The 20,329-nt window shown below is 34.0% G+C and carries 21 protein-coding genes; 13 read left to right on the top strand and 8 right to left on the bottom strand.

Annotation, left to right across the window (positions count from 1 at the left end; translation table 11 throughout):
* Positions 1-113: 113 nt before the first annotated feature.
* The 3 genes from tyrS (at position 114) to HT586_RS12525 (ending at position 2,932) form a co-directional block, all read left to right on the top strand.
* Positions 114-1,370 (top strand): tyrosine--tRNA ligase, encoded by a 1,257-nt coding sequence (gene tyrS, locus HT586_RS08890; RefSeq protein WP_203545625.1) that lies wholly within the window; start codon positions 114-116, stop codon positions 1,368-1,370.
* A gap of 120 nt (positions 1,371-1,490) precedes the next feature.
* Positions 1,491-2,084, top strand: a complete 594-nt coding sequence (locus HT586_RS08885) for a LemA family protein (protein WP_096076135.1) — start codon at positions 1,491-1,493, stop codon at positions 2,082-2,084.
* The gene (locus tag HT586_RS12525) at positions 2,084-2,932 is read left to right on the top strand and encodes a TPM domain-containing protein (RefSeq protein WP_203545624.1); all 849 of its coding nucleotides are present in this window, start codon (positions 2,084-2,086) and stop codon (positions 2,930-2,932) included. The genes HT586_RS08885 and HT586_RS12525 overlap by 1 nt, the downstream gene beginning before the upstream one ends.
* 44 nt (positions 2,933-2,976) lie before the next feature.
* Here the strand turns inward: HT586_RS12525 and HT586_RS08875 are convergent, their stop codons facing one another.
* The gene (locus HT586_RS08875; RefSeq protein WP_203545623.1) at positions 2,977-4,233 is read right to left on the bottom strand and encodes a S1C family serine protease; all 1,257 of its coding nucleotides are present in this window, start codon (positions 4,231-4,233) and stop codon (positions 2,977-2,979) included.
* 255 nt (positions 4,234-4,488) lie between these two features.
* Between HT586_RS08875 and HT586_RS08870 the strand changes: the two genes are divergently transcribed.
* Positions 4,489-5,097: a lysophospholipid acyltransferase family protein gene (locus HT586_RS08870; protein ID WP_096076138.1), complete on the top strand. Its 609-nt coding sequence runs from the start codon at positions 4,489-4,491 to the stop codon at positions 5,095-5,097.
* A 3-nt stretch (positions 5,098-5,100) separates the two neighbouring features.
* On the opposite strand, the gene HT586_RS08865 is transcribed toward HT586_RS08870, so the two are convergent.
* The gene (locus HT586_RS08865; RefSeq protein ID WP_111744640.1) at positions 5,101-5,328 is read right to left on the bottom strand and encodes a hypothetical protein; all 228 of its coding nucleotides are present in this window, start codon (positions 5,326-5,328) and stop codon (positions 5,101-5,103) included.
* A 264-nt stretch (positions 5,329-5,592) separates the two neighbouring features.
* Here HT586_RS08865 and HT586_RS08860 point away from each other — a divergent pair, with 264 nt between their 5' ends.
* Positions 5,593-6,012 carry a DUF1801 domain-containing protein gene (locus HT586_RS08860; RefSeq protein ID WP_096076140.1) on the top strand — a complete coding sequence of 140 codons (420 nt, stop codon included), beginning with the start codon at positions 5,593-5,595 and terminating at the stop codon, positions 6,010-6,012.
* Between the two features lie 17 nt (positions 6,013-6,029).
* Here HT586_RS08860 and HT586_RS08855 read toward each other — a convergent pair whose 3' ends face one another.
* On the bottom strand, positions 6,030-6,236 hold the full coding sequence (locus HT586_RS08855; protein ID WP_096076141.1) for a hypothetical protein: 207 nt from the start codon (positions 6,234-6,236) through the stop codon (positions 6,030-6,032).
* 208 nt (positions 6,237-6,444) lie between these two features.
* Between HT586_RS08855 and nagE the strand changes: the two genes are divergently transcribed.
* Both nagE and hutH read left to right on the top strand, forming a co-directional pair.
* Positions 6,445-7,935 (top strand): N-acetylglucosamine-specific PTS transporter subunit IIBC, encoded by a 1,491-nt coding sequence (gene nagE / locus HT586_RS08850; protein WP_111744643.1) that lies wholly within the window; start codon positions 6,445-6,447, stop codon positions 7,933-7,935.
* Positions 7,936-8,114: 179 nt separating this feature from the next.
* Positions 8,115-9,620: a histidine ammonia-lyase gene (hutH, locus tag HT586_RS08845; RefSeq protein ID WP_203545622.1), complete on the top strand. Its 1,506-nt coding sequence runs from the start codon at positions 8,115-8,117 to the stop codon at positions 9,618-9,620.
* A 29-nt stretch (positions 9,621-9,649) separates the two neighbouring features.
* On the opposite strand, the gene HT586_RS08840 is transcribed toward hutH, so the two are convergent.
* Positions 9,650-10,960 carry a cation:dicarboxylate symporter family transporter gene (locus HT586_RS08840; protein ID WP_203545621.1) on the bottom strand — a complete coding sequence of 437 codons (1,311 nt, stop codon included), beginning with the start codon at positions 10,958-10,960 and terminating at the stop codon, positions 9,650-9,652.
* A gap of 387 nt (positions 10,961-11,347) precedes the next feature.
* The gene (locus tag HT586_RS08835) at positions 11,348-11,809 is read right to left on the bottom strand and encodes an OsmC family protein (protein ID WP_203545620.1); all 462 of its coding nucleotides are present in this window, start codon (positions 11,807-11,809) and stop codon (positions 11,348-11,350) included.
* A 229-nt stretch (positions 11,810-12,038) separates the two neighbouring features.
* Here HT586_RS08835 and HT586_RS08830 point away from each other — a divergent pair, with 229 nt between their 5' ends.
* Complete coding sequence (locus HT586_RS08830; RefSeq protein ID WP_203545619.1) at positions 12,039-12,227, top strand: hypothetical protein; 189 nt, start codon at positions 12,039-12,041, stop codon at positions 12,225-12,227.
* A gap of 42 nt (positions 12,228-12,269) precedes the next feature.
* On the opposite strand, the gene rpsD is transcribed toward HT586_RS08830, so the two are convergent.
* Both rpsD and HT586_RS08820 read right to left on the bottom strand, forming a co-directional pair.
* Entirely contained in the window at positions 12,270-12,872 is a 603-nt protein-coding gene (gene rpsD, locus HT586_RS08825) for a 30S ribosomal protein S4 (RefSeq protein WP_096076146.1), read from the bottom strand.
* 218 nt (positions 12,873-13,090) lie between these two features.
* The gene (locus HT586_RS08820; RefSeq protein ID WP_203545618.1) at positions 13,091-13,567 is read right to left on the bottom strand and encodes a GAF domain-containing protein; all 477 of its coding nucleotides are present in this window, start codon (positions 13,565-13,567) and stop codon (positions 13,091-13,093) included.
* Between the two features lie 136 nt (positions 13,568-13,703).
* Between HT586_RS08820 and ezrA the strand changes: the two genes are divergently transcribed.
* From ezrA to HT586_RS08800, 4 genes are read left to right on the top strand one after another with little or no spacing between them, the layout of a single operon-like run.
* A complete protein-coding gene (gene ezrA / locus HT586_RS08815) occupies positions 13,704-15,404 on the top strand; it encodes a septation ring formation regulator EzrA (RefSeq protein WP_203545617.1) in 1,701 nt (566 codons plus the stop codon).
* A 55-nt stretch (positions 15,405-15,459) separates the two neighbouring features.
* Positions 15,460-16,596 carry a cysteine desulfurase family protein gene (locus tag HT586_RS08810; RefSeq protein ID WP_096076149.1) on the top strand — a complete coding sequence of 379 codons (1,137 nt, stop codon included), beginning with the start codon at positions 15,460-15,462 and terminating at the stop codon, positions 16,594-16,596.
* The gene (thiI, locus tag HT586_RS08805; RefSeq protein ID WP_096076150.1) at positions 16,593-17,804 is read left to right on the top strand and encodes a tRNA uracil 4-sulfurtransferase ThiI; all 1,212 of its coding nucleotides are present in this window, start codon (positions 16,593-16,595) and stop codon (positions 17,802-17,804) included. Before HT586_RS08810 ends, thiI begins: the two co-directional genes overlap by 4 nt.
* Before the next feature lie 12 nt (positions 17,805-17,816).
* Positions 17,817-18,623 carry a glycerophosphodiester phosphodiesterase gene (locus HT586_RS08800; protein WP_096076151.1) on the top strand — a complete coding sequence of 269 codons (807 nt, stop codon included), beginning with the start codon at positions 17,817-17,819 and terminating at the stop codon, positions 18,621-18,623.
* 48 nt (positions 18,624-18,671) lie between these two features.
* Here the strand turns inward: HT586_RS08800 and HT586_RS08795 are convergent, their stop codons facing one another.
* Positions 18,672-19,454: a TrmB family transcriptional regulator gene (locus tag HT586_RS08795; RefSeq protein WP_096076152.1), complete on the bottom strand. Its 783-nt coding sequence runs from the start codon at positions 19,452-19,454 to the stop codon at positions 18,672-18,674.
* Between the two features lie 74 nt (positions 19,455-19,528).
* On the opposite strand from HT586_RS08795, the gene HT586_RS08790 reads away from it, so the two are divergent.
* Positions 19,529-20,293, top strand: coding sequence for a sulfite exporter TauE/SafE family protein (locus tag HT586_RS08790; RefSeq protein ID WP_203545616.1), 765 nt, complete (start codon positions 19,529-19,531; stop codon positions 20,291-20,293).
* The last annotated feature ends 36 nt before the right edge of the window (positions 20,294-20,329 follow it).

The following is a 20,329-nucleotide window of genomic DNA, read 5'->3' as shown; positions in this document are numbered from 1 at the left end:
CACCCTTACATTTTTTGTAGGGGTGTTTTTTATTTTATTATAAATCATTTATTGATATTAAAGTCTCATCCATATCAGCAATTTAAACAATAATTTTTAGAGGAGGAACAAAGATGGCAAATGCATTATTAGAAGATTTAAGATGGAGAGGTCTCATCTATCAGGAAACGCATCCAGAAGAAATTGAAGCTTTACTGAATAAGGAGAGTATCAGTATATATTGCGGAACCGATCCTACTGCAGACAGCTTGCATATTGGTCACTTGTTACCTTTCATGACATTGAAACGATTCCAGCAACATGGTCATCGTCCAGTTGTATTAATTGGTGGTGCTACAGGAATGATTGGGGATCCATCAGGTCGTACAGACGAGCGTACTTTACAAACAATAGAACAAGTTCAACGCAATGTTGATGGTATTTCAGCGCAAATGGAACAATTATTTGATTTCGGCGGTGATACGGGCGCGATGCATGTTGATAATAAAGACTGGTTAGGTAAAATTGATCTATTAACATTCTTACGTGACTACGGGAAACACGTTGGTGTGAATTACTTATTAAACAAGGATAGTATTGCATCACGTTTAGAGACAGGTATCTCATTTACTGAGTTTACTTATACAATTTTGCAGGCAATAGACTTCGGTCATTTAAACAAAGAACATAACGTTAAACTTCAAATTGGTGGTAGTGACCAATGGGGGAACATTACGAGTGGTTTAGAATTAATGCGTCGTATGTATGGTGAAGTTGAAGCATTCGGTATGACAGTACCATTAGTTGTGAAATCGGACGGTAAGAAGTTCGGTAAATCTGAAGGCGGCGCGATTTGGTTAGATCGTACGAAGACAAGTCCGTACGAGTTCTACCAATTCTGGATCAACACACCGGATAGCGATGTAATTAAATTCTTAAAATACTTTACATTCTTAAGTAAAGAAGAAATTGATGCGTTAGAAAGGTCAGTTGAGACAGAACCTCATTTACGTTTAGCTCAGAAGAAATTGGCTGAAGAAGTTACAAAATATGTACATGACGAAGCTGCATTAGAAGAAGCAATCAATATTACTGATTCTTTATTTAAAGGTGATTTAAAAGCCTTAACAGCAGACCAGTTACGTACGAGCTTTAAAGACGTACCACAGAAAGCTGTAGAAAATACGAATCTTGTTGAAGTATTAATCGAAGCAGGTATTGCACCAAGTAAACGTCAGGCACGTGAAGATATTACGAACGGTGCGATTTCGTTGAACGGTGAAAAAGTTACAGATACAAGTCATGAAATTACTTCAGCAGATAAAATTGAAGAAGAATTTACAATAATTCGCCGTGGTAAGAAAAAGTACTTTATGATCACATATAAATAAATGATTAAATGTTAAAGAGATGAAGCATTATGCTTCATCTCTTTAACATTTCTTTATTGAAGGCGTTTAGAAGCCAATTTAGAGGGTAAAAATAAATACTTAATTAAAAGGAGAAATGATATGAAAAAATTATTAATACCTATTATCGGATTAGTTGTTTTATTATTAATTATTGGTAGTATGTTAATCGGTCCTTACAATAAACTTGTCGGACTAGATGCTGATGTGCAAAATGCGGAAGCAAAGGTTGATACACAGTTACAAAGACGTCTGGATTTAATTCCAAACTTAGTTGAAACTGTAAAAGGTTATGCAAAACACGAAGAAAAAGTATTTAAAGATGTTTCTGATGCACGTGCGAAATTAGCAGGTGCAAAAGAAAACGGTTCAATGGAAGATAAAGCAAATGCCAATGCGGAATTAAACTCAGCATTGAGTCGTTTAATTGCAATTCAGGAGAATTACCCGAATCTAAAAGCTGATACGCAGTTTACAGGTTTACGTGATGAATTAGCTGGTACAGAAAATCGTATCGCTGTAGCGCGTAATGATTACAATGAAGTTGTTACAACTTACAATAAAGCGGTAAGAAGTTTCCCTGCAGCCTTATATGCTGGCATGCTTGGATTTGAAAAGAAAGAATTCTTTAAAGCCGATGAAGCTGCAAATAAAGCACCAAGTATCGATTTTAATGCTGATGGAGAAAGTAAATAATGTATAAGAAAAAGTTCGCGATTTTTATCGCGCTCTTTTTAATCTTCACGATTACTTTACCGGCGAATGCAGCTGAGCCATTGCCAAAGCTTGAACAACCTATATTTGTTCAGGACCATCTCGGCATATTCAAACAAAATGAAAAAGATTTTCTCAATCAGCGTGGTGAAACGTTACAAAAAGGTACTACCGCTGAAATCTTAATCATGACGATGCCGTCGATAGGGCAAGAAGTAAGAGGAGATTATGCACTTCGCGTTGGACGTGAATATGGCGTCGGAGATAAAGAGAAAAACAACGGGATAGTGATTTTGTTTAATTTAGATAACGGTAATGAATTTAGAAATAGAGGTATTGAAGTACAAGTTGGTTATGGCTTGGAAGGTGTCTTAAATGATGCGAAGGTCGGAGCTATGATTGATAAATATGCGATGCCTGATGTACAAAAAGCACTTGCAGCTGATCCAAAAGGTGAAACTGCTGAGAGTAAGGCACTTTATGCTCAAGGGCTTGGAAAACTTTATAATGCAATATTTGATGAAGTAAGTAAAAGTTATGGATTTGATGGTGAAAAATATACGAGAGATACACCGATGGTCGATGATAGTTCAGAAGGTATTAGTGTATTCGAAATATTAATTGGATTATTCTTATTATACTTAGTCATCTCTATCTTTATGGGAGGTGGCCGAGGTGGCGGCGGTGGTGGACGTAGACGTTCATCAGGACCTGTCATCTTCTTCCCAACCGGTGGAGGCTTCGGCGGCGGATTCTCTTCAGGCGGATTCGGCGGCGGCGGATTTGGCGGCGGAGACTTTGGTGGCGGTGGCGCTGGCAGAGGATTCTAAAATTAAAGGACTAACGACACAACAATGTTGTTAGTCCTATTTTATTATTTATCTTCAGTGCTTCTTAATGTCAGTTCAACGTCTTTTTTATTACCATCACGGATAATTGTAAACTTTACATTATCTCCAGCTTTTTTGTTCTTGTATATATAGTTGCGAACGTTGCCATCTGTTTTAACATCCTGTCCTTCAATTTGAGTAATGACATCGCCTTCTCTAAATACTTTACCGGCTTTTTCATCAGTGCCTGCAACAAGTGCTCCTGTGTTAGCCGATACATTCATTTTCTCTAAATAATTAGCAGGTACATTTTCAATACTAACCAATGCAAGGCCCATGAATGGGCGAACCACTTTACCATCTTTTACAAGTTGATCTATGATGACTTTCGTATCGTTTGAAGGAATTGCAAAGCCTAAACCTTCGACAGTGTCTGCTGATATCTTCAAAGTATTGATACCGATCAACTGCCCTTGATTATTAATTAACGCTCCACCTGAGTTACCAGGATTGATTGCAGCATCAGTCTGAATTGCTTTTACTGACGATTCTCCAGCTGAAGTATCGACCTTCATTGTTCTTTCTTTTGCACTAATAATACCTTCAGTAACACTACCTGATAATTCAACACCTAATGGATTTCCGATTGCATAAACAGTGTCGCCGATACGAATTTTTGAAGAATCTGCAAACGGAATAGGCTTAATATTATATTGACCAGAGATTTTTAATACTGCAATATCTGTTAAAGCATCGGTTCCTATTAAAGTACCATCCACAGTTTCCCCTGTAGATAAACGTACTTTTAAATCTTTAGCGCCTTCTACAACGTGGTTGTTAGTTACGATGTATGCTTCATTATCATTCGACTGATAGATAACTCCAGACCCAGTGCCTGCAGGTGTCTCTTCACTACTACCACTATCTCCACGTAAAATATCAAAGATGCTACTATTTGCCTGTTGCATATTGATGACACCGACGACTGCAGGTGAAACCTGCTCTAACATATCAGCAAGTTCTGTATTATTACCGGCAGTTTTCTGGTCAACCTGAATCGGTGTAGCATTAGGATTAGAACCTGTACCTGGAGATACTAAATTAGGTAGATGCGATGCACCAATCGTCAGACCTGAACCGAGGACGGCAGCTAACAATAATTTAAAAAAGCCAGGTCCATTATTCTTTTTATATGTACGCGGCTCATCATTACGAATATATTGAACGTTTTCATTAGCATCATATGATTCATTATTATGTATTAATCTTTTTTCATTATCATGTTGATTATATCTTTCCATTAAATTTCCCCCTAAATATAGTTGATATAATAAAATAAGATACCATTTATATCTGAAAATTTCATATATTAAACCTTCAGTTCACGAAATCGACAAATCAACAAAGTATATTCATATGCATTTAAATTGTGCTAAAATAAAATAGAGTTAAAATTATGAAGCATATTAAAAAACAAATATATAATTCAAAGAACAAAACAAAGAATAAAACATAGAATAAAAAAATGTTATATCAAACAACAAGGAGCACATAACATGTACAAATTTTTGGCAACGCTTATTTACTTTGTAACAAATATTCTATTACGTAAAGTTAAAATAATAGGTAAAGAAAATGTCCCTAAAAATGAAGCGTTTATCGTTACATGTAATCATAGAAGTATGGTTGAAATTATTATACTTGCAATGGCACTATACCCAAGAGAAGTGCACTATATGGCGAAACAGGAATTGTTTAAAGGAAAGTTACTTGATAAGTTCTTTAGATCTGTGAATGCATTCCCTGTAAACAGAGAGAATCCAGGACCATCAACAATAAAGACGCCAGTAAAGTTAATTAAAGAGCATAAGATTGTTGGGATATTTCCAAGTGGACAACGCGCAGATAATGCACCGATGAAAAAAGGGGCAGCCACTATTTCTGTAATGAGTAAATCTAAACTATTACCAGCAGCTTACGAAGGACCGATTAAGTTTAAAGATGTAATATTTGGAAAAGAAAAATGTTATATTATGTTTGGTGAACCAATTGATAGTCAGACTTTTACTGCACAATATAAGAAAAATGAGGCAATTGAAGAGATTACACAAACATTAGAAAGTAAAACAAATACATTAATAACTAAATTAAAACACGAAGCGTAATTATTACGCTTCGTGTTTTAATGTTTTGTAGAGATACGTCTCTTTGTCCTCTGGGTAAATAAATTCAAGTTTTATGATTTGAGGTTGGTTTGTTTTACTAGCGATAGCCTGTGTTTTTTCTTTGATTTTACTAATATATGATACTTTCTCAACTTCATTTTGAATTAATTTGTATTCTGTTTTTTCATCAGATGAGTAAGGATAAGACGTTTTTAGTACGATGATACTCATAAGTCTTCACCCACTTCCAAATTTTTATATTTAAGTTATAATACTATTTCCCCGTATACTGCTACTTTAAACGCATAACGTATAAAAAATTTATATCAAATAAAACTAAAACCATCGTTAATGATCCCCCTATATAATATGAACGAAGTATTATTATTAATAGAGTAAAATATAGCATGTAAAATTATTAATAAATTCAAAATCAATATATTAAATATTCAGAATATATAGTATAATTTATTAAAAGTAACATGGGGGTGCATCATGACGATACATAGGATGAAAAAAGAAGATTCAGTAATAGAATTTATTGAAACGATAGAAGATGAAAGACGTAGGAAAGACTGTATTAAATTATTGGAAATCTTTGAAGAAAGCTCTGGATTTATCGGAAAGATGTGGGGCCCTAATATTATAGGGTTTGGAAAATATCATTATAAGTTAAACGATCAAATAGAAGGAGATGCACCGCTCATCGCATTTGGTCTGAAGAAAAGTAAAATAAGTTTGTACTTTGCTCAGGATAATATTAATCGTGATCGTTATCTAAAGGAGTTGGGGAAACATACACTAGGGAAGACGTGTGTATATATAAGTGATATAGAACAAATTGATGTTAAAGTATTAAAACATCTTATTGTAGATTCAATGAAATATCTTCAAAATCAGTATGATAATACATAAAAAAATAATGAATCAAGTTATGCACTTGTTTCATTATTTTTAATTTCTGTAGGAAAGAGACTGCGCTCTAAATTTTTAAGTTTTGTATAAGTATCATCATCTAAAGATTCAATTTTCTGTTCATCTGTAAACAGTGATTCAATTAATTCAATATCAATATCTGTAGCAGTAGATATTTGATATGCAGTTAATCTACCTTTAAATAGAAATGGAAGACCTTTCATTCAATCACCCTTAAATTAGTTATTAGTTTATTATAGCGAACAAACCATATAATTAAAAGTCTTTTTTTCAATATATAATATTATTGCATATATATTTTAGGTTGTACAATAAATGTATATATGCTTAACAAAAAATATATTGTATCCGTTGAGTTTAAATAATAGAATAAAGTGTAGTGTAAAATTTTATTTCATAGGAGGTAAGAATATGTATTCTTTCTTACAAAGATTAGGTAGAAGTCTGATGTTACCTGTAGCTGTATTACCAGCAGCAGCACTGTTATTGGGTATAGGTTACTGGATTGATCCAACAGGATGGGGTGCAAATAACCCTATTGCTGGATTTTTAATTAAGTCTGGAGGAGCAATTCTTGATAATTTAGGTTTACTTTTTGCGATTGGTGTTGCTCTTGGGATGTCTAAATCTAGAGATGGAGCTGTAGCATTAGCAGCAGTAGTGGGATTTTTAGTTGTTACAACTGTTTTATCACAAGCTTCCGTAGCAAACTTACTGCATATCAAACCTGAAAAAGTTGATATGAGTTTTGGAAAGATCAATAACGTATTTATTGGTTTACTTGTTGGTTTCATTTCTTCTTGGACTTTTAACAAATTTCATCAAACTGAATTGCCAACAGCATTTGCATTTTTTAGTGGTAGACGATTAGTGCCAATCTTAACATCTGTCTTTGCAATGATTTTGTCAGTTATTTTATTATTTGTGTGGCCATTCTTCTTCGGATTACTTGTTTCTTTCGGTGAATGGATGATTGGATTAGGAGCAGTCGGAGCAGGTCTATTTGGATTCTTCAATCGTTTATTAATTCCAACTGGATTACACCATGCACTTAATGCTGTTTTCTGGTTTGATGTTGCTGGTATTAATGATATTGGAAAATTCCAAAGTAAAGACGCTGTTAAGGGAGTAACTGGTATGTATCAAGCGGGATTCTTCCCGGTGATGATGTTCGGTATTCCTGGAGCTGCGTTAGCAATGTATCATTCAGCAAAAACTGAACGTAAAAAAGCGGTAGCAGGTATTTTCTTAGCAGGTGCCGTAGCAGCATTTGTTACAGGTGTTACTGAACCTGTAGAGTTCTTATTTTTATTTATTGCACCAAGTTTATATTTAATTCATGCATTATTGACGGGTATTTCAATGTTTATTGCGGCAAGTATGCATTGGACGGCTGGTTTTGGTTTTAGTGCAGGAGCAATTGACTTTTTGCTTTCAACTAAAAATCCGAATGCTAATAACCCATTTATGCTCTTAGTATTAGGACTAGTTTATTTTGTATTATACTATGTAATTTTTAGAGCAATTATTAAACTACAAGATATTAAAACTCCAGGTCGTGAATCTGACGAAGATATCGCTAAGATGATTGCGCAAGAAGATGCAGATATGGGTCATACATCATCAGAAAATGTTGTCGTTAGCACATCTCAACCTGGAAAATACGATAAACTTGCACAATCTGTAATTTCAGGTGTAGGCGGTAAAGAGAATATTGAAAGTGTAACAAACTGTGCGACGCGTTTACGTTTTGAACTAAAGGATAATTCAATTGTGGATGAGAACTTGATTAAACGTGCTGGTGCAGCTGGTGTAATGAAGGTTGGGCGTAAGAATGCTCAAGTTATCATCGGCACACATGTCCAACAAGTAGCAGATGTTGTAGATGAATATTTAAAGTAATTCAATGATGATTTAAAACAGCCTTTTGGCTGTTTTTTTTATTTTATCTAAACTTTACTTCATTAATGTGATAACACAATACCATAATACAATTTTTGGATATTCCATTGTTTTGTAATCGTTTTCATTCTATAATGATATTGTCTGAAAAATTAGAATAATTAAAAAGGGGAATGAAAATGACTTTATTATTAACAGGTGATAATTTAACAATCGATGCAATTAGAAAATTCTTAAATGACAATGATGTTGTCGCTATATCTGATGAAGCTTTAAGCAGGGTGAAAAGAAGTAGAAAAACTGTAGAAAAGATCATAGAAAATAAAGAAACGATTTATGGTATTACAACTGGTTTTGGATTGTTTTGTGATGTTTTAATTGACCAGGATAAATGCAATGATTTACAAGTACATCTTATTCGTTCACATGCTTGTGGGGTGGGGCAACCATTTCATTCAAAAGTATCACTTGTTATGATGATTTTACGTCTTAATACGATGTTAAAAGGGCACTCAGGGGTAACAGAAGCATTGGTCGATCAATTAGTATTCTTTATTAACGAACGAGTTATTCCGGTTATTCCTGGACAAGGTTCATTAGGAGCATCTGGAGATTTAGCACCATTATCACATTTGGCGTTGGCTTTAATCGGAGAAGGTGATGTTGAATATCAAGGCAAAGTTGAAAATAGTAAAGATGTACTTGAACGTTTAGGAAGAAGTCATTTAGTGCTACAGGAAAAAGAGGGGCTGGCATTAATTAATGGTACACAGGCAATGACTGCTCAAGGTGTCATCAATTACATTGAAGCTATCGATATTGCATATCAGGCTGAATGGATCGCCTCACTTACGCATCAATCATTGAATGGTATAACAGATGCATATAACGAAAATATTCATATTGTGCGTAATAATGATGCTCAAGTTGGTGTGGCTAAACGTATGCTAGATTGGCTAGAGGGGTCTCAATTAACAACGAGACAAGGTGAAGTTCGTGTTCAGGATGCATATTCACTAAGATGTATCCCTCAAATTCACGGAGCAAGTTTCCAGGTATTCGAGTATGTTAAAGAAAAATTAGAAGCGGAAATGAACGCAGCTAATGATAATCCTCTTATTTTTGATCAGGGTGAAGAAACGTTAGTCATTTCAGGTGGGAATTTCCATGGTCAACCAGTTGCTTTTGCTTTAGACTTTTTGAAGATAGGGTTGAGTGAATTAGCGAATGTATCGGAGCGTAGAATTGAACGTCTCGTCAATCCACAGTTAAATGGTGGACTACCAGCATTTTTATCACCAGAACCAGGTTTACAAAGTGGTGCTATGATTATGCAATATGCAGCAGCTAGTTTAGTATCAGAAAATAAGACGCTTGCTCATCCAGCAAGTGTCGACTCTATTCCTTCAAGTGCTAACCAGGAAGATCATGTGTCAATGGGAACAATTGCTGCTCGTCATGGGTATCAAATATTAGAGAATGTGAGAAACGTAATTGCAATTGAATGTATTATTGCATTGCAGGCAGCTGAAATCAAAGGTGCAGAAAAATTATCTGAGAAAACAAAAGCTAAATATGATGAATATCGTCAGATTGTTCCTAGTATTGTAGAAGACAGACCATTTCATAAAGATATTAAAACAGTGTCTGACTTTTTAAGACAACAGGCATATAATGAGAAATAATGAAGAAAAAAACCACCAATGGTGGTTTTTTATTTCTTCTTAAAAGTTTCGTAATATCTACGACCTTTTTCGTAATCCAGACGGCCTTCCCAACGCGCGATAACTAAAGTAGATAATGAGTTACCAACGACGTTAACAACTGTACGCATCATATCTAAAATACGGTCGATACCGATGATTAATGCTAAACCTTCTGGGTGAATGTTCATTGCAGTAAGTGTTGTTATCAATACTACAATAGAAGTCCCTGGTACAGCTGCCATACCTTTAGATGTTAACATTAATGTTACTAATAATACTAACTGTTCTGTTACTGATAACTGTACCCCATACATTTGAGCGATAGTCAGTGCTGCAATTGATTGGTACAATGCTGAACCATCTAAGTTAAATGTATATCCTGTAGGTACAACGAATGATACGATTTCTTTCGGTGCACCGAATTTCTCCATTTTCTCCATAATCTTTGGTAATACTGTTTCAGAACTTGAAGTAGAGAATGCTAAGATTAATTCTTCTTTTAAGATAACAAGTAAATGGAAGATATTAATCTTACAAAGTGCTGCTACACCACCAAGTACTACGATGATGAAGAAAATCATTGATCCAGCTACTACTAATGCTAATTTACCAAGTGGGATTAAAGCACCTAATCCTAAGTTGATAATTGTAACTGCCATAAACGCAAATACACCAATCGGTGCGTATTTCATAATTTGATTTGTCATCCAGAAGATTACGTCTAAGAATCCATCGAAGAACACTTTAACAGGTTCACCTTTTTTACCGATTGCCGCTAACCCTAATCCAAAAAATACTGAGAAGAAGATTACCGGTAATAATTGACCTTGAGCCATTGAATCGATAATATTTGTTGGAATAATATTAACGATTGTATCTATCATGTGGTTACCATATGTAGATTCTGCAGCTGCTTCAGCATTTGTTGTATATTTCGTAACGTCCCCTTTAGGTAATAGATTCTTATCGATACCTGAACCTGGCTTAAACACGTTAGCAAATATGATACCTAATCCGATTGCTATTGTTGTAATAATTTCAAAGTATAATAACGTTTTCCAGCCATAACGACCAACAGTTTTCATATCTCCAGTTCCTGCAATCGAAATTACAAGTGAACAAAATACGATTGGTACTACGATCATTTTAATTAAATGTAAGAAAATATCACCTAGTGGTTGAAAGTAGTTAACATACTCAGTTTTTCCGTTAAGCATGGCTCCTACAACAACACCAAGAACTAATGCTAATAATATCTGCATAGGTAAGCTTATAAATTTTTTCTTTTTTGGTTTTTTTATCTCTGTTACTGAACTCATTTTTCCATCCCTCTTTTCTTCCGTACTTGACTATTTTATTGTTAAAGCTTTAAGATGTCAATTTAATTTTAATGCAGTAGTCTGAAAATTCAGTAGTTATTAAGTTATAATAATATTGTAATAATTTACACTTTATATGATTTTTTGTATGAATTTTCATATAATTTATCTATTAACATTGATTCCAACTGAGTTAAAGTGTAAACCCCACCACAACTGAGATAATGTTAATAAACAATCACAATTGTTTTATTATTATAGTTGTAGAATGCATCGATGTATTAAAATTTTTAATCTGAAATTTCTAGCTATTAGTATATAAAAATAATAATTAAATAAGTGAAGCCTGATAGCACTCAAATTTATACGAGTGCTATCAGGCTTTTGTTATATTATATAGCTATTATCTAACAGGATACTTTCAATACTAACTACTACGTTTCCTTTCAATGCTTTTGTAATCATACAGTTATTTTCAGCTTTTTCAATGATTCTCTTTAATTTAGGAATATTTACTTCCTGGTCATTATCTTCAACAGATTTTAAGTGAACTTGATATGAAATACTTTCATATGTTTGAAGACCTTTGTCCACTGATATTGTAGCAGTAGCATCTACGTGATCAACCTCTGTGTAAAGATTATTCTTCTCAAAATAAGAGCTTAAGGTGATGGTAAAACAAGTTGCTGCAGCAGACATCAACATTTCATCAGGATTTGTACCAATATCAGGTCCATTCATTTCCTCTGGAATTGAGATTTGAGATTTTAAATGTTTATTTTCTATCGTACCGACACCATTATATCCACCGGTAAATTTTGCAGTGCATTTAAATGTATGTTTAACCATATTTTTTATCCCCTTTTTGAAGTAATTGATGTATTGTTTAATATATTTACTTGAAATTAATATTTAAAGCATTAAATGAAAAGTTATTATACATTGCTATAGCTTTAAACAAGATAATAATATCATTCAAATATAGGAATGCGAAAAATTTAGATTTTGTTTTTCGTTAAATTTTTTTATGAGAATTTTGAAATATACATAACTCTTTAACATTTTTAACGAGAACTCAATGATTATTAAAGATGACTTAATATCCTCTTGTTATGATATGTATATCCTAACAAAGGAGAGTGACGATGAAAAAGCCCTTTGGATTGTTTTTAACAATAATCATTATTTTATGAAAACTTATGATCAGGAGAATGTTGTTCGGAATCAAGCTGAAATTGAAAGTAATAATAATGTTTCTGTATATTAAAAAAACACCAATCGAAAGATTGGTGTTTTTTGTGAACAAATATTATCTTGAGTAGTACTCAACGATTAATTGTTCGTTAATTTCAGCTGATAATTCGCTACGTTCTGGAACGCGTACGAAAGTACCTTCTAATTTTTCTGCATCGAAAGTTAAGTATTCAGGAACATGGTTAGATAATTCAACTGACTCAACAATGATGTTTAATTTTTGTGATTTTTCACGAACTGAAATCACTTGACCAGGTTTTAATTGGTATGATGGGATGTCTACGCGAGCGCCATCTACCATGATGTGACCGTGGTTAACTAATTGACGTGCTTGACGACGTGTACGTGCTAAACCTAATTGGTATACTACTGCATCTAAACGAGATGCTAAAAGTGCCATGAAGTTAGCACCGTGAATACCTTTCATTTTACCAGCACGGTCAAAGATTGTGCGGAATTGACGTTCGTTGATTCCGTACATGTAACGTAATTTTTGTTTCTCTTGTAATTGTAAACCATACTCAGATAATTTTTTACGTTGGTTAGGACCGTGTTGTCCTGGAGCGTAAGGGCGTCTTTCTAATTCTTTACCAGTGCCGCTTAAAGAAATTCCTAAACGACGAGATTTTTTCCAAGTTGAACCTGTAAAACGAGCCATAATGTGACTCCTCCTCTTTTTTGTTTTTTATGTAAAAAACAAAAATATGATAAATGCTTAAGTCGATATGGTGTCATTCCGTGTCTTCGCCTTATAGCTTCAGTTACACAACACGCCAACATAGGGGACACTATAGAGCGCCTCAATATTTATCTGCTATCTTCGTTTATTCACATAGATGTTATTATAACATGTTGATATGTATTGTCAATAACGAATTACACTAATTTTGATAAGTGGTTCTTCAGCACCGATACGAAATTTTCTAAGCCTTCCTGATCTTCAGCAGTAAAGCGATCTTTAATTGGCGCATCGATATCCAGCACGCCAAATACACTATCGTTGATGATTATTGGTACAACGATTTCAGATTGACTTGCCGCATCACATGCGATATGACCAGGAAATGCATGGACATCTTCGATACGCATCGTTTTTTGTTCACTTACTGCAGTACCACAAACACCTTTTCCGACAGGGATTGTTACACATGCTGGTTTGCCCTGGAATGGTCCAAGTTGTAATTGATTATTTTTCATCGTGTAGAATCCAACCCAGTTTACGTCAGTAAGAAATTCATTGAGCAGTGCACTCGCATTTGCGAGAAGACTTACAATATCATCTTCTCCTTCAAGCAAAGCATCAAGCATTTGATTGAGTGTCTTATAATCTTTAATATGGCTAGTTTCAAACATAATATCACTCCATTTTGTAAATTCTAATGATTAGTATTCATTAGTGTAACGAATTTGAGAACTTTTCACAATTAATTGTTTTTGTAATACATATTTTACGTTATAATAGGTAAGAGTACTTTGGAAGGAATGAAAATTGATGATATATGCCATAGTTGGAATAATCGTTTTAATACTAATTATTATTGGTATTATGTTTTATTTAAGAAATCAAAAAAGAGCAAGTGTTGAGCGTGTTGAAGCAAGAAAAAATGCAATCAAAAATTTACCGTTCCAGGATGAACTCGTAAAAGTTAAAGTTTTAAATTTATCAGGTCAAGCAAATAGCCGTTTTGATAAATGGAAAAAAGAATGGCAGACTGTTTTGAATGAAGATATTAAAGCTTGTGAGTTAACTATAAATGATGCTGATGAAGCGCTGGATAAATATAAGTTTAAAGAAAGTGAAGAGAAGGTTGCAGAAAGTCATCATTTACTTGATCAGATTGAAAAGAAATATCAGCATTTTACTAAAGAGATTAATAATTATTTATCGTCAACGAAAGAAGATGATAGAAAATATGATGCTTGTAAAATTATTTATAGAGAAGCTAAGCGTGATGTGTTAGCGAACCGTCATCAATTTGGAGAAGCTGCTGATCCGCTGGAAGCTCAAATTGAAACGTATGCACCAAAAATTGAAGTATATGAAGGTTTAGTTGCAGCTGGAAATTATGATGATGCCCATGATCATATTACTGCTCTACATAATGAAATGACACGTTTAAAAGAAGATATGGAAGATATTCCATTACTTATTCGTGATGTTCAAAAAGAATTGCCAGGACAGTTCCAGGATATTCGTTTCGGATGTCGTGATCTGAAGATTGAAGGTTACAATTTAGAACATGTTAAAGTGGATAGTAATCTACAAACATTAAAAGGTAAGCTTAATTTAGTAGAACCGTTAATTGCGAGATTACAGTTAAATGAAGCAGAGGCGATTATTAATGAAATCAATGACTCACTTGATGAAATGTTAGAGTTAATCGAATATGAAGTGAAGGCTAAGAATAAAGTAGAGACAACGAAAGAAAGCATTACCGATCAGTTATTCCATGCAAAAGATATGAACTATACATTACGTACTGAAATTGAATACGTAAAAGAAAGCTACTATATCAATGAAGAAGATATTCAAAAAGTTCGTCAGTATGATAATGAGATACAGAGTTTAATTACAGTTTATGATGAAATCTTAACTGAAACAGCTAAATCAAGTATTCGCTATACTGAAGTTGAAGATAATCTAAGATATATTGATGACCATGTGAAAGTCATCAATGATAACCAGGATAAGATACAGCAGCATTTAACAAATTTACGTGAAGATGAGCAGGAAGCGCAAAAGAATATATTAAAGATTCAAGCTAAGAAAGAAGATATTTATCGCCGATTACTTGCATCTAACTTATCAAGCGTACCTGAACGGTTTATTATCATGAAGAATGAAATTGATATTGAAACACGTGAAGTGCACCAACTATTCAATAAACGTCCGATGAATGTGACGCAAGTTCGTGATAAAGTAAACAAAGTATTAATTACGATGAATACATTTGAAGCCGAAGCGGTTGACGTATTAGAAAATGCCAAGTATGCTGAGAAATTGATACAGTATGGTAATCGATATAGAAAAGAAAGGCCAGATGTAAACAAAGATTTAAACGAAGCAGAACGATTATTTAGTAACAACAGATATAAGCGTGCGGTCGAGATTGCAGAAGCTGCAATTGAGCGTGTTGAACCTGGTGTTACGGAAAAGATTGAAGCAAGTGTATTAAATCAAAGACAATAATAAAGCATTAAAAGACTTGAATTCGTTCAAGTCTTTTATTCATTGAGGTGAATTTATGAATTATTTAGATAATTGTGCAACAACAAAACCAGACCCTGAAGTATTAAATACTTTTAATACTGTCAATACGAAATACTTCTTTAACCCGAGCAGTCCTCACGGCAAAGGTTTAGAAGCAAATAAATTACTTGAATCCGCTCGAGATCAGATTAAATCATTGTTGGGGTTAACCCATCAATCAGTTATTTTTACGAGTGGTGCAACAGAATCAAATAATCTAGTGATTACTGGAATGGCACGCAGTAAGAAACCGTTTGGAAAGACAATCATCACTTCTAAACTTGAACATCCATCGGTGTTAGAAACAGTCAGAGCACTGGAAGATGAAGGCTTTAATATTAAATATGTTCAGTTTAATGAAGATGCCACGCTTGATCTCGCACATTTTAAATCTATACTTGATCAGGATGTCATCATGGTTTGTTTAATGCATGTTAATAACGTGATGGGTGCAATTCTACCGATTAAAGAGATACATGATATTATTCAGGAATATCCAAAGATTCATTTTCATGTAGACTGTGTACAATCCTTTGGTAAACTACCGATTGATGCTAAGATGATGGATAGTTTTGTATTAAGTGGCCATAAATTCAATGGTCTAAAAGGACAAGGGATACTTGTGTTTGATCAACTAGTTACCATTACGCATACTTTATTTGGTGGAGGACAAGAATATGGCTTTAGAAGTGGCACAGTTAATGTTGCGAGTGACGTATCTTTGGCAAAAGCGATGCGTATAACTTTAAATGAACAAGAAGATAGTATCAAGCGTATGAACCAGTATAAAAAGACGATAGAATCTAAGGTGAGTCAGTATCCTGGTGTTCGTGTAAATTCAGTAAAAGACGGTGCGCCGCATGTTGTAAATATTTCATTTGTCGGGGTAAAAGGTGAAGTTATCGTCAATAGTTTTTCTAAACATGGTATTATGATATCTACAACGAGTGCCTGTTCATCAAAGCGAGCAAAGTTAAATGAAACATTAACTGCACTCCATGTACCAGAAGATGCGATTACTGGAAGTGTACGTATTTCTTTTGATAAATATACGACTGATGCACATATTGAAGCTTTTATTAAAGCATTTGAATTGATCTATGAAGAGATGAAGGAGCTATTAAAACGATGAAATTTGATCATATATTAGTGAGATACGGCGAACTGACATTAAAATCAGGAAACCGTAACACATTTGTTAACCAGTTAAAACGTAATATTAAATACGCTTTAATCCCTTTAGAAGGATATAAAGTATTAGCGAATAGAGATAGAATGTACGTTGAAGTTACAGAAGATGCGGATGTTGAAGAGATTATGCGTCGTATCTCTAAAGTATTTGGTGTACATTCAGTAAGTCCTGTTGTTAAAGTAGAAAAAGATATCGAAGCAATTAAAGAAGCAGCTGTTGTATTAGCTAAAGACATTGATGAACCAGGCAAAACGTTTAAAGTAGATGCGAAACGATCTGATAAAGGCTTTCCTTATGAAACATTTGATTTACAGCAAATACTTGGTGGAGAGATATTAAATCATATCGAGCATCTAACTGTTAAAGTAAAAGATCCTGACTACAAGTTATTAGTTGAAATTCGTCGCGACGCAGCATATCTTTACTCACGCGTTATTAAAGGCGCAGGTGGATTACCGGTTGGTACAGGTGGAAAGACATTGTTAATGTTATCTGGTGGTATTGATTCTCCGGTTGCAGGAATTGAAGTGATGCGTCGTGGTGTTACAATTGAAGCGATACATTTTCATTCCCCACCATTTACAAGTGAAGAAGCGAAACAGAAGGTTATTGATTTAACTCAGATAATGGCTGAAACTGCCGGAGAAATTAAACTTCACCTCGTGCCTTTTACTGATATTCAGAAGATGATTCATAAGACAGTACCAGAAAATTTAACGATGACTTCAACGCGTCGTATGATGATGCGTATCGCCGATCAATTTGCTCGTCAAATCGATGCGAAAGCACTTGTCAACGGAGAAAATTTAGGTCAGGTAGCTTCTCAAACGTTAGGCAGTATGTATGCCATTAACGCGGTCACAAACTTACCGATTCTACGCCCTTTATTAACGTATGATAAAGAAGAGATCGTAATTAAAGCGAAAGAAATTGGTACATATGAAACGTCTATCTTACCGTTTGAAGATTGCTGTACAATATTTACACCGAAAAATCCTAAAACTAATCCTAGACTAGATAAAGTAGAAAGCTTTGAAAGTAAAGTTGATTTTGATGCCATGATCGAGAAAGCGATTGAAGGTATAGAGACAATTACACTTTCAAAAAATAATCAAAAAGCGGAAAACGACTTCTCTGACCTTTTATAAGGAGATGGTATAATGTTAGATAAAAATGTGGTAATTGCTCATCGTGGTGCTAGTGCCTATGCACCCGAACATAGTTATGCATCTTATGATTTAAGTCACTTTGATATGCACGCAGACTATATTGAACTTGACGTACAGATGACCCTGGACGGAGAAATTATCGTGATGCATGATGAAACGATTGAACGCACAGGACTCACGCAAGGTACAATCAAAGCAATGACGCTTGAAGAGGTAAAACGTATACATATTGGTCAGTGGTTTAATGATAAGTTTCCCGAACTTGCACATGATTATTATGCTGAGCAGACCGTTCCGACTTTACGAGAAGTGTTTATGCGTTACGGACAAGCGAATTATTATATAGAAACGAAAGCACCGGATATTTATCCAGGTATGGAAGAACAATTGACGATGATTCTAGAAGATTTTAATTTGTTAACTGACGAGAGAATGGCGAATTATCAAACTGTAATTCAGTCGTTTAGTTTAGAAAGTTTGATTAAGATGAATCAGTTAAAGCAAGGCATTCCATTACTATTGTTATGCAAGAAAGGCATGTTACGTAATATGACCGATGATGATTTAGAGAAAATTCATCAGTTTGTTTATGCGGTAGGTCCTAACTATAAAGATTTAGATCAGGCATTAATTGAACGTATACATCATATCGGCTTTCTTGTCTTCCCATATACTTTAAATGATGAAACAGATATGGAGCGACTTATCAATGAAGGAATTGATGGTGCTTTTACGAATTATCCGGATTTACTTAGAAAGCAATTTCGAATGGATAATGGAGAAATATTTGAAAGTTAATTTTAAAAAGCTAGCGACAATTATTCGTCGCTAGCTTTTTTGCCATATTTAAGTAAAGAATACTTGTCTCTTGAGTTCTATCCATTCATCAGCTTCGGGGTTCTGTTCGACAAGCTGATTTACAAGTATGTCATGCCAGATAAAGTTCTGCATTAAATAAATTTGTTGTGGATCAATTGAGTAATAAGCTTGTGACTGAATATTAAGATCACTCCCATAAATCATCTCGCCTTGATCATTGATAATAATAAACCATTGTTTATCTTCGATTGTGTCTGTATAACGTGTGGGTCTATGGATAAAAAGTTGGTTGTTTTTGTGATTTAAGGATTGATTATTTTTGAAGATAATACCTTTTAAAGCTATGTCTCTTTCTTTTAATATATCTTCAATATTGCTTAGTGTACCTGGCCATAAAGAAACATAAAGTGTTTCTTTTGTATTGTTTATAATCTCTTTTACTTTCTGGATAATATCTTCTTTTGTTTGATATGTCTTTATAATAATATCTTCTGGTGTAACTGTATTAATATTGTTTAAATTAGTCTGTAAGTCATTCATCGTATTTTCATATTCCATTCGTTTACGATCAATAAAAGTTTGATATGGGAGTGCTACATAATAGATTTGTTCTGCTTCATCAATTTTTGTTACGAGTTCTTTTTCAATTAATTTATCAAGCGTATCGTATATTCTGGCACGTGGTACTGCAGAAAGTTTACTGATTTGATAACCGTTTGCTTTACCTAATTTGATACAGGCTAAGTAGCATTTTGCTTCATAGCTACTTAATCCAAGATGCATCATTTGTTTAATAATATCTTGTTCCAAAAAAACACCTCTTTACGTAATTTCAATTTTGTTTTATAGTTACTATTATAGTAGTAACTAAAGGAGCATTCAATGTGGATATTCAAATTTTACTCATTTTAATTATTTTCGGATTTTTAGCTGCATTTATCGATTCCGTGGTAGGTGGCGGGGGACTGATTAGTATTCCTGCATTACTCGCCACAGGTATGCCGCCATCTATGGCATTAGGAACTAATAAACTAGCATCATCATTTGGATCATTTACGTCTGCGATTTCATTTATCCGTTCCCGTAAAGTAAATTTTAATATCGTTGCAAAACTGTTTCCGTTATCATTTATTTTATCTATTATTGGTGCATTTGTTGCAACAAAGCTGCCGCCAGAATATTTAAAGCCACTTGCAATTATTATGTTATCACTCGTATTAATTTACACATTATTTAAAAAAGATTGGGGCGATATTTCAACGTATCAGAAACTTACAAAGAAAAAACTGATATTATTTATTATAATCATTGGTTTAATTGGATTTTATGATGGTTTTTTAGGCGGGGGAACTGGTAGTTTCCTGCTGTTTGTCTTTTTGATTATCGGATTTGACTTTTTAAGTGCTGCAGGAAACGCGAAGGTCTTAAACTTTGCGAGTAACTTAGGTGCGTTATTATTATTTATTGTATTAGGGCAAGTCAATTTTACATATGGACTAAGCATGGGCACTGCGATGATTGCTGGTAGTTATGTTGGTAGCCAGTTTGCCATTAGAAAAGGTGTATCATATGTTAAAGTACTATTTGTATGTGTGACTGTATTATTAATCGGTAAAAATATATTTGATTACATTAAGGAATATCTATAGGAAACGATTAGATATTTCTTTTTTTGTAAAGAATCT

This window comes from Macrococcoides bohemicum (assembly GCF_016865215.1).
Lineage (GTDB): Bacteria > Bacillota > Bacilli > Staphylococcales > Staphylococcaceae > Macrococcoides > Macrococcoides bohemicum.
The sequence above is the reverse complement of the archived record's forward strand: the minus strand, read 5'-3'. Positions and strand labels throughout refer to the sequence as shown.

Coding starts and splice junctions, on each gene's coding strand:
- HT586_RS08840 (WP_203545621.1), bottom strand. CDS start 10,960: ATGAGTTCAGTAACAGAGATAAAAAAACCAAAAAAGAAAAAATTTATA.
- HT586_RS08830 (WP_203545619.1), top strand. CDS start 12,039: ATGATTATTAAAGATGACTTAATATCCTCTTGTTATGATATGTATATC.
- HT586_RS08860 (WP_096076140.1), top strand. CDS start 5,593: ATGACGATACATAGGATGAAAAAAGAAGATTCAGTAATAGAATTTATT.
- HT586_RS08835 (WP_203545620.1), bottom strand. CDS start 11,809: ATGGTTAAACATACATTTAAATGCACTGCAAAATTTACCGGTGGATAT.
- HT586_RS08855 (WP_096076141.1), bottom strand. CDS start 6,236: ATGAAAGGTCTTCCATTTCTATTTAAAGGTAGATTAACTGCATATCAA.
- rpsD (WP_096076146.1), bottom strand. CDS start 12,872: ATGGCTCGTTTTACAGGTTCAACTTGGAAAAAATCTCGTCGTTTAGGA.
- HT586_RS08810 (WP_096076149.1), top strand. CDS start 15,460: ATGAATTATTTAGATAATTGTGCAACAACAAAACCAGACCCTGAAGTA.
- hutH (WP_203545622.1), top strand. CDS start 8,115: ATGACTTTATTATTAACAGGTGATAATTTAACAATCGATGCAATTAGA.
- HT586_RS08865 (WP_111744640.1), bottom strand. CDS start 5,328: ATGAGTATCATCGTACTAAAAACGTCTTATCCTTACTCATCTGATGAA.
- HT586_RS08875 (WP_203545623.1), bottom strand. CDS start 4,233: ATGGAAAGATATAATCAACATGATAATGAAAAAAGATTAATACATAAT.
- tyrS (WP_203545625.1), top strand. CDS start 114: ATGGCAAATGCATTATTAGAAGATTTAAGATGGAGAGGTCTCATCTAT.
- HT586_RS08870 (WP_096076138.1), top strand. CDS start 4,489: ATGTACAAATTTTTGGCAACGCTTATTTACTTTGTAACAAATATTCTA.
- HT586_RS08820 (WP_203545618.1), bottom strand. CDS start 13,567: ATGTTTGAAACTAGCCATATTAAAGATTATAAGACACTCAATCAAATG.
- HT586_RS08800 (WP_096076151.1), top strand. CDS start 17,817: ATGTTAGATAAAAATGTGGTAATTGCTCATCGTGGTGCTAGTGCCTAT.
- thiI (WP_096076150.1), top strand. CDS start 16,593: ATGAAATTTGATCATATATTAGTGAGATACGGCGAACTGACATTAAAA.
- nagE (WP_111744643.1), top strand. CDS start 6,445: ATGTATTCTTTCTTACAAAGATTAGGTAGAAGTCTGATGTTACCTGTA.
- HT586_RS12525 (WP_203545624.1), top strand. CDS start 2,084: ATGTATAAGAAAAAGTTCGCGATTTTTATCGCGCTCTTTTTAATCTTC.
- HT586_RS08885 (WP_096076135.1), top strand. CDS start 1,491: ATGAAAAAATTATTAATACCTATTATCGGATTAGTTGTTTTATTATTA.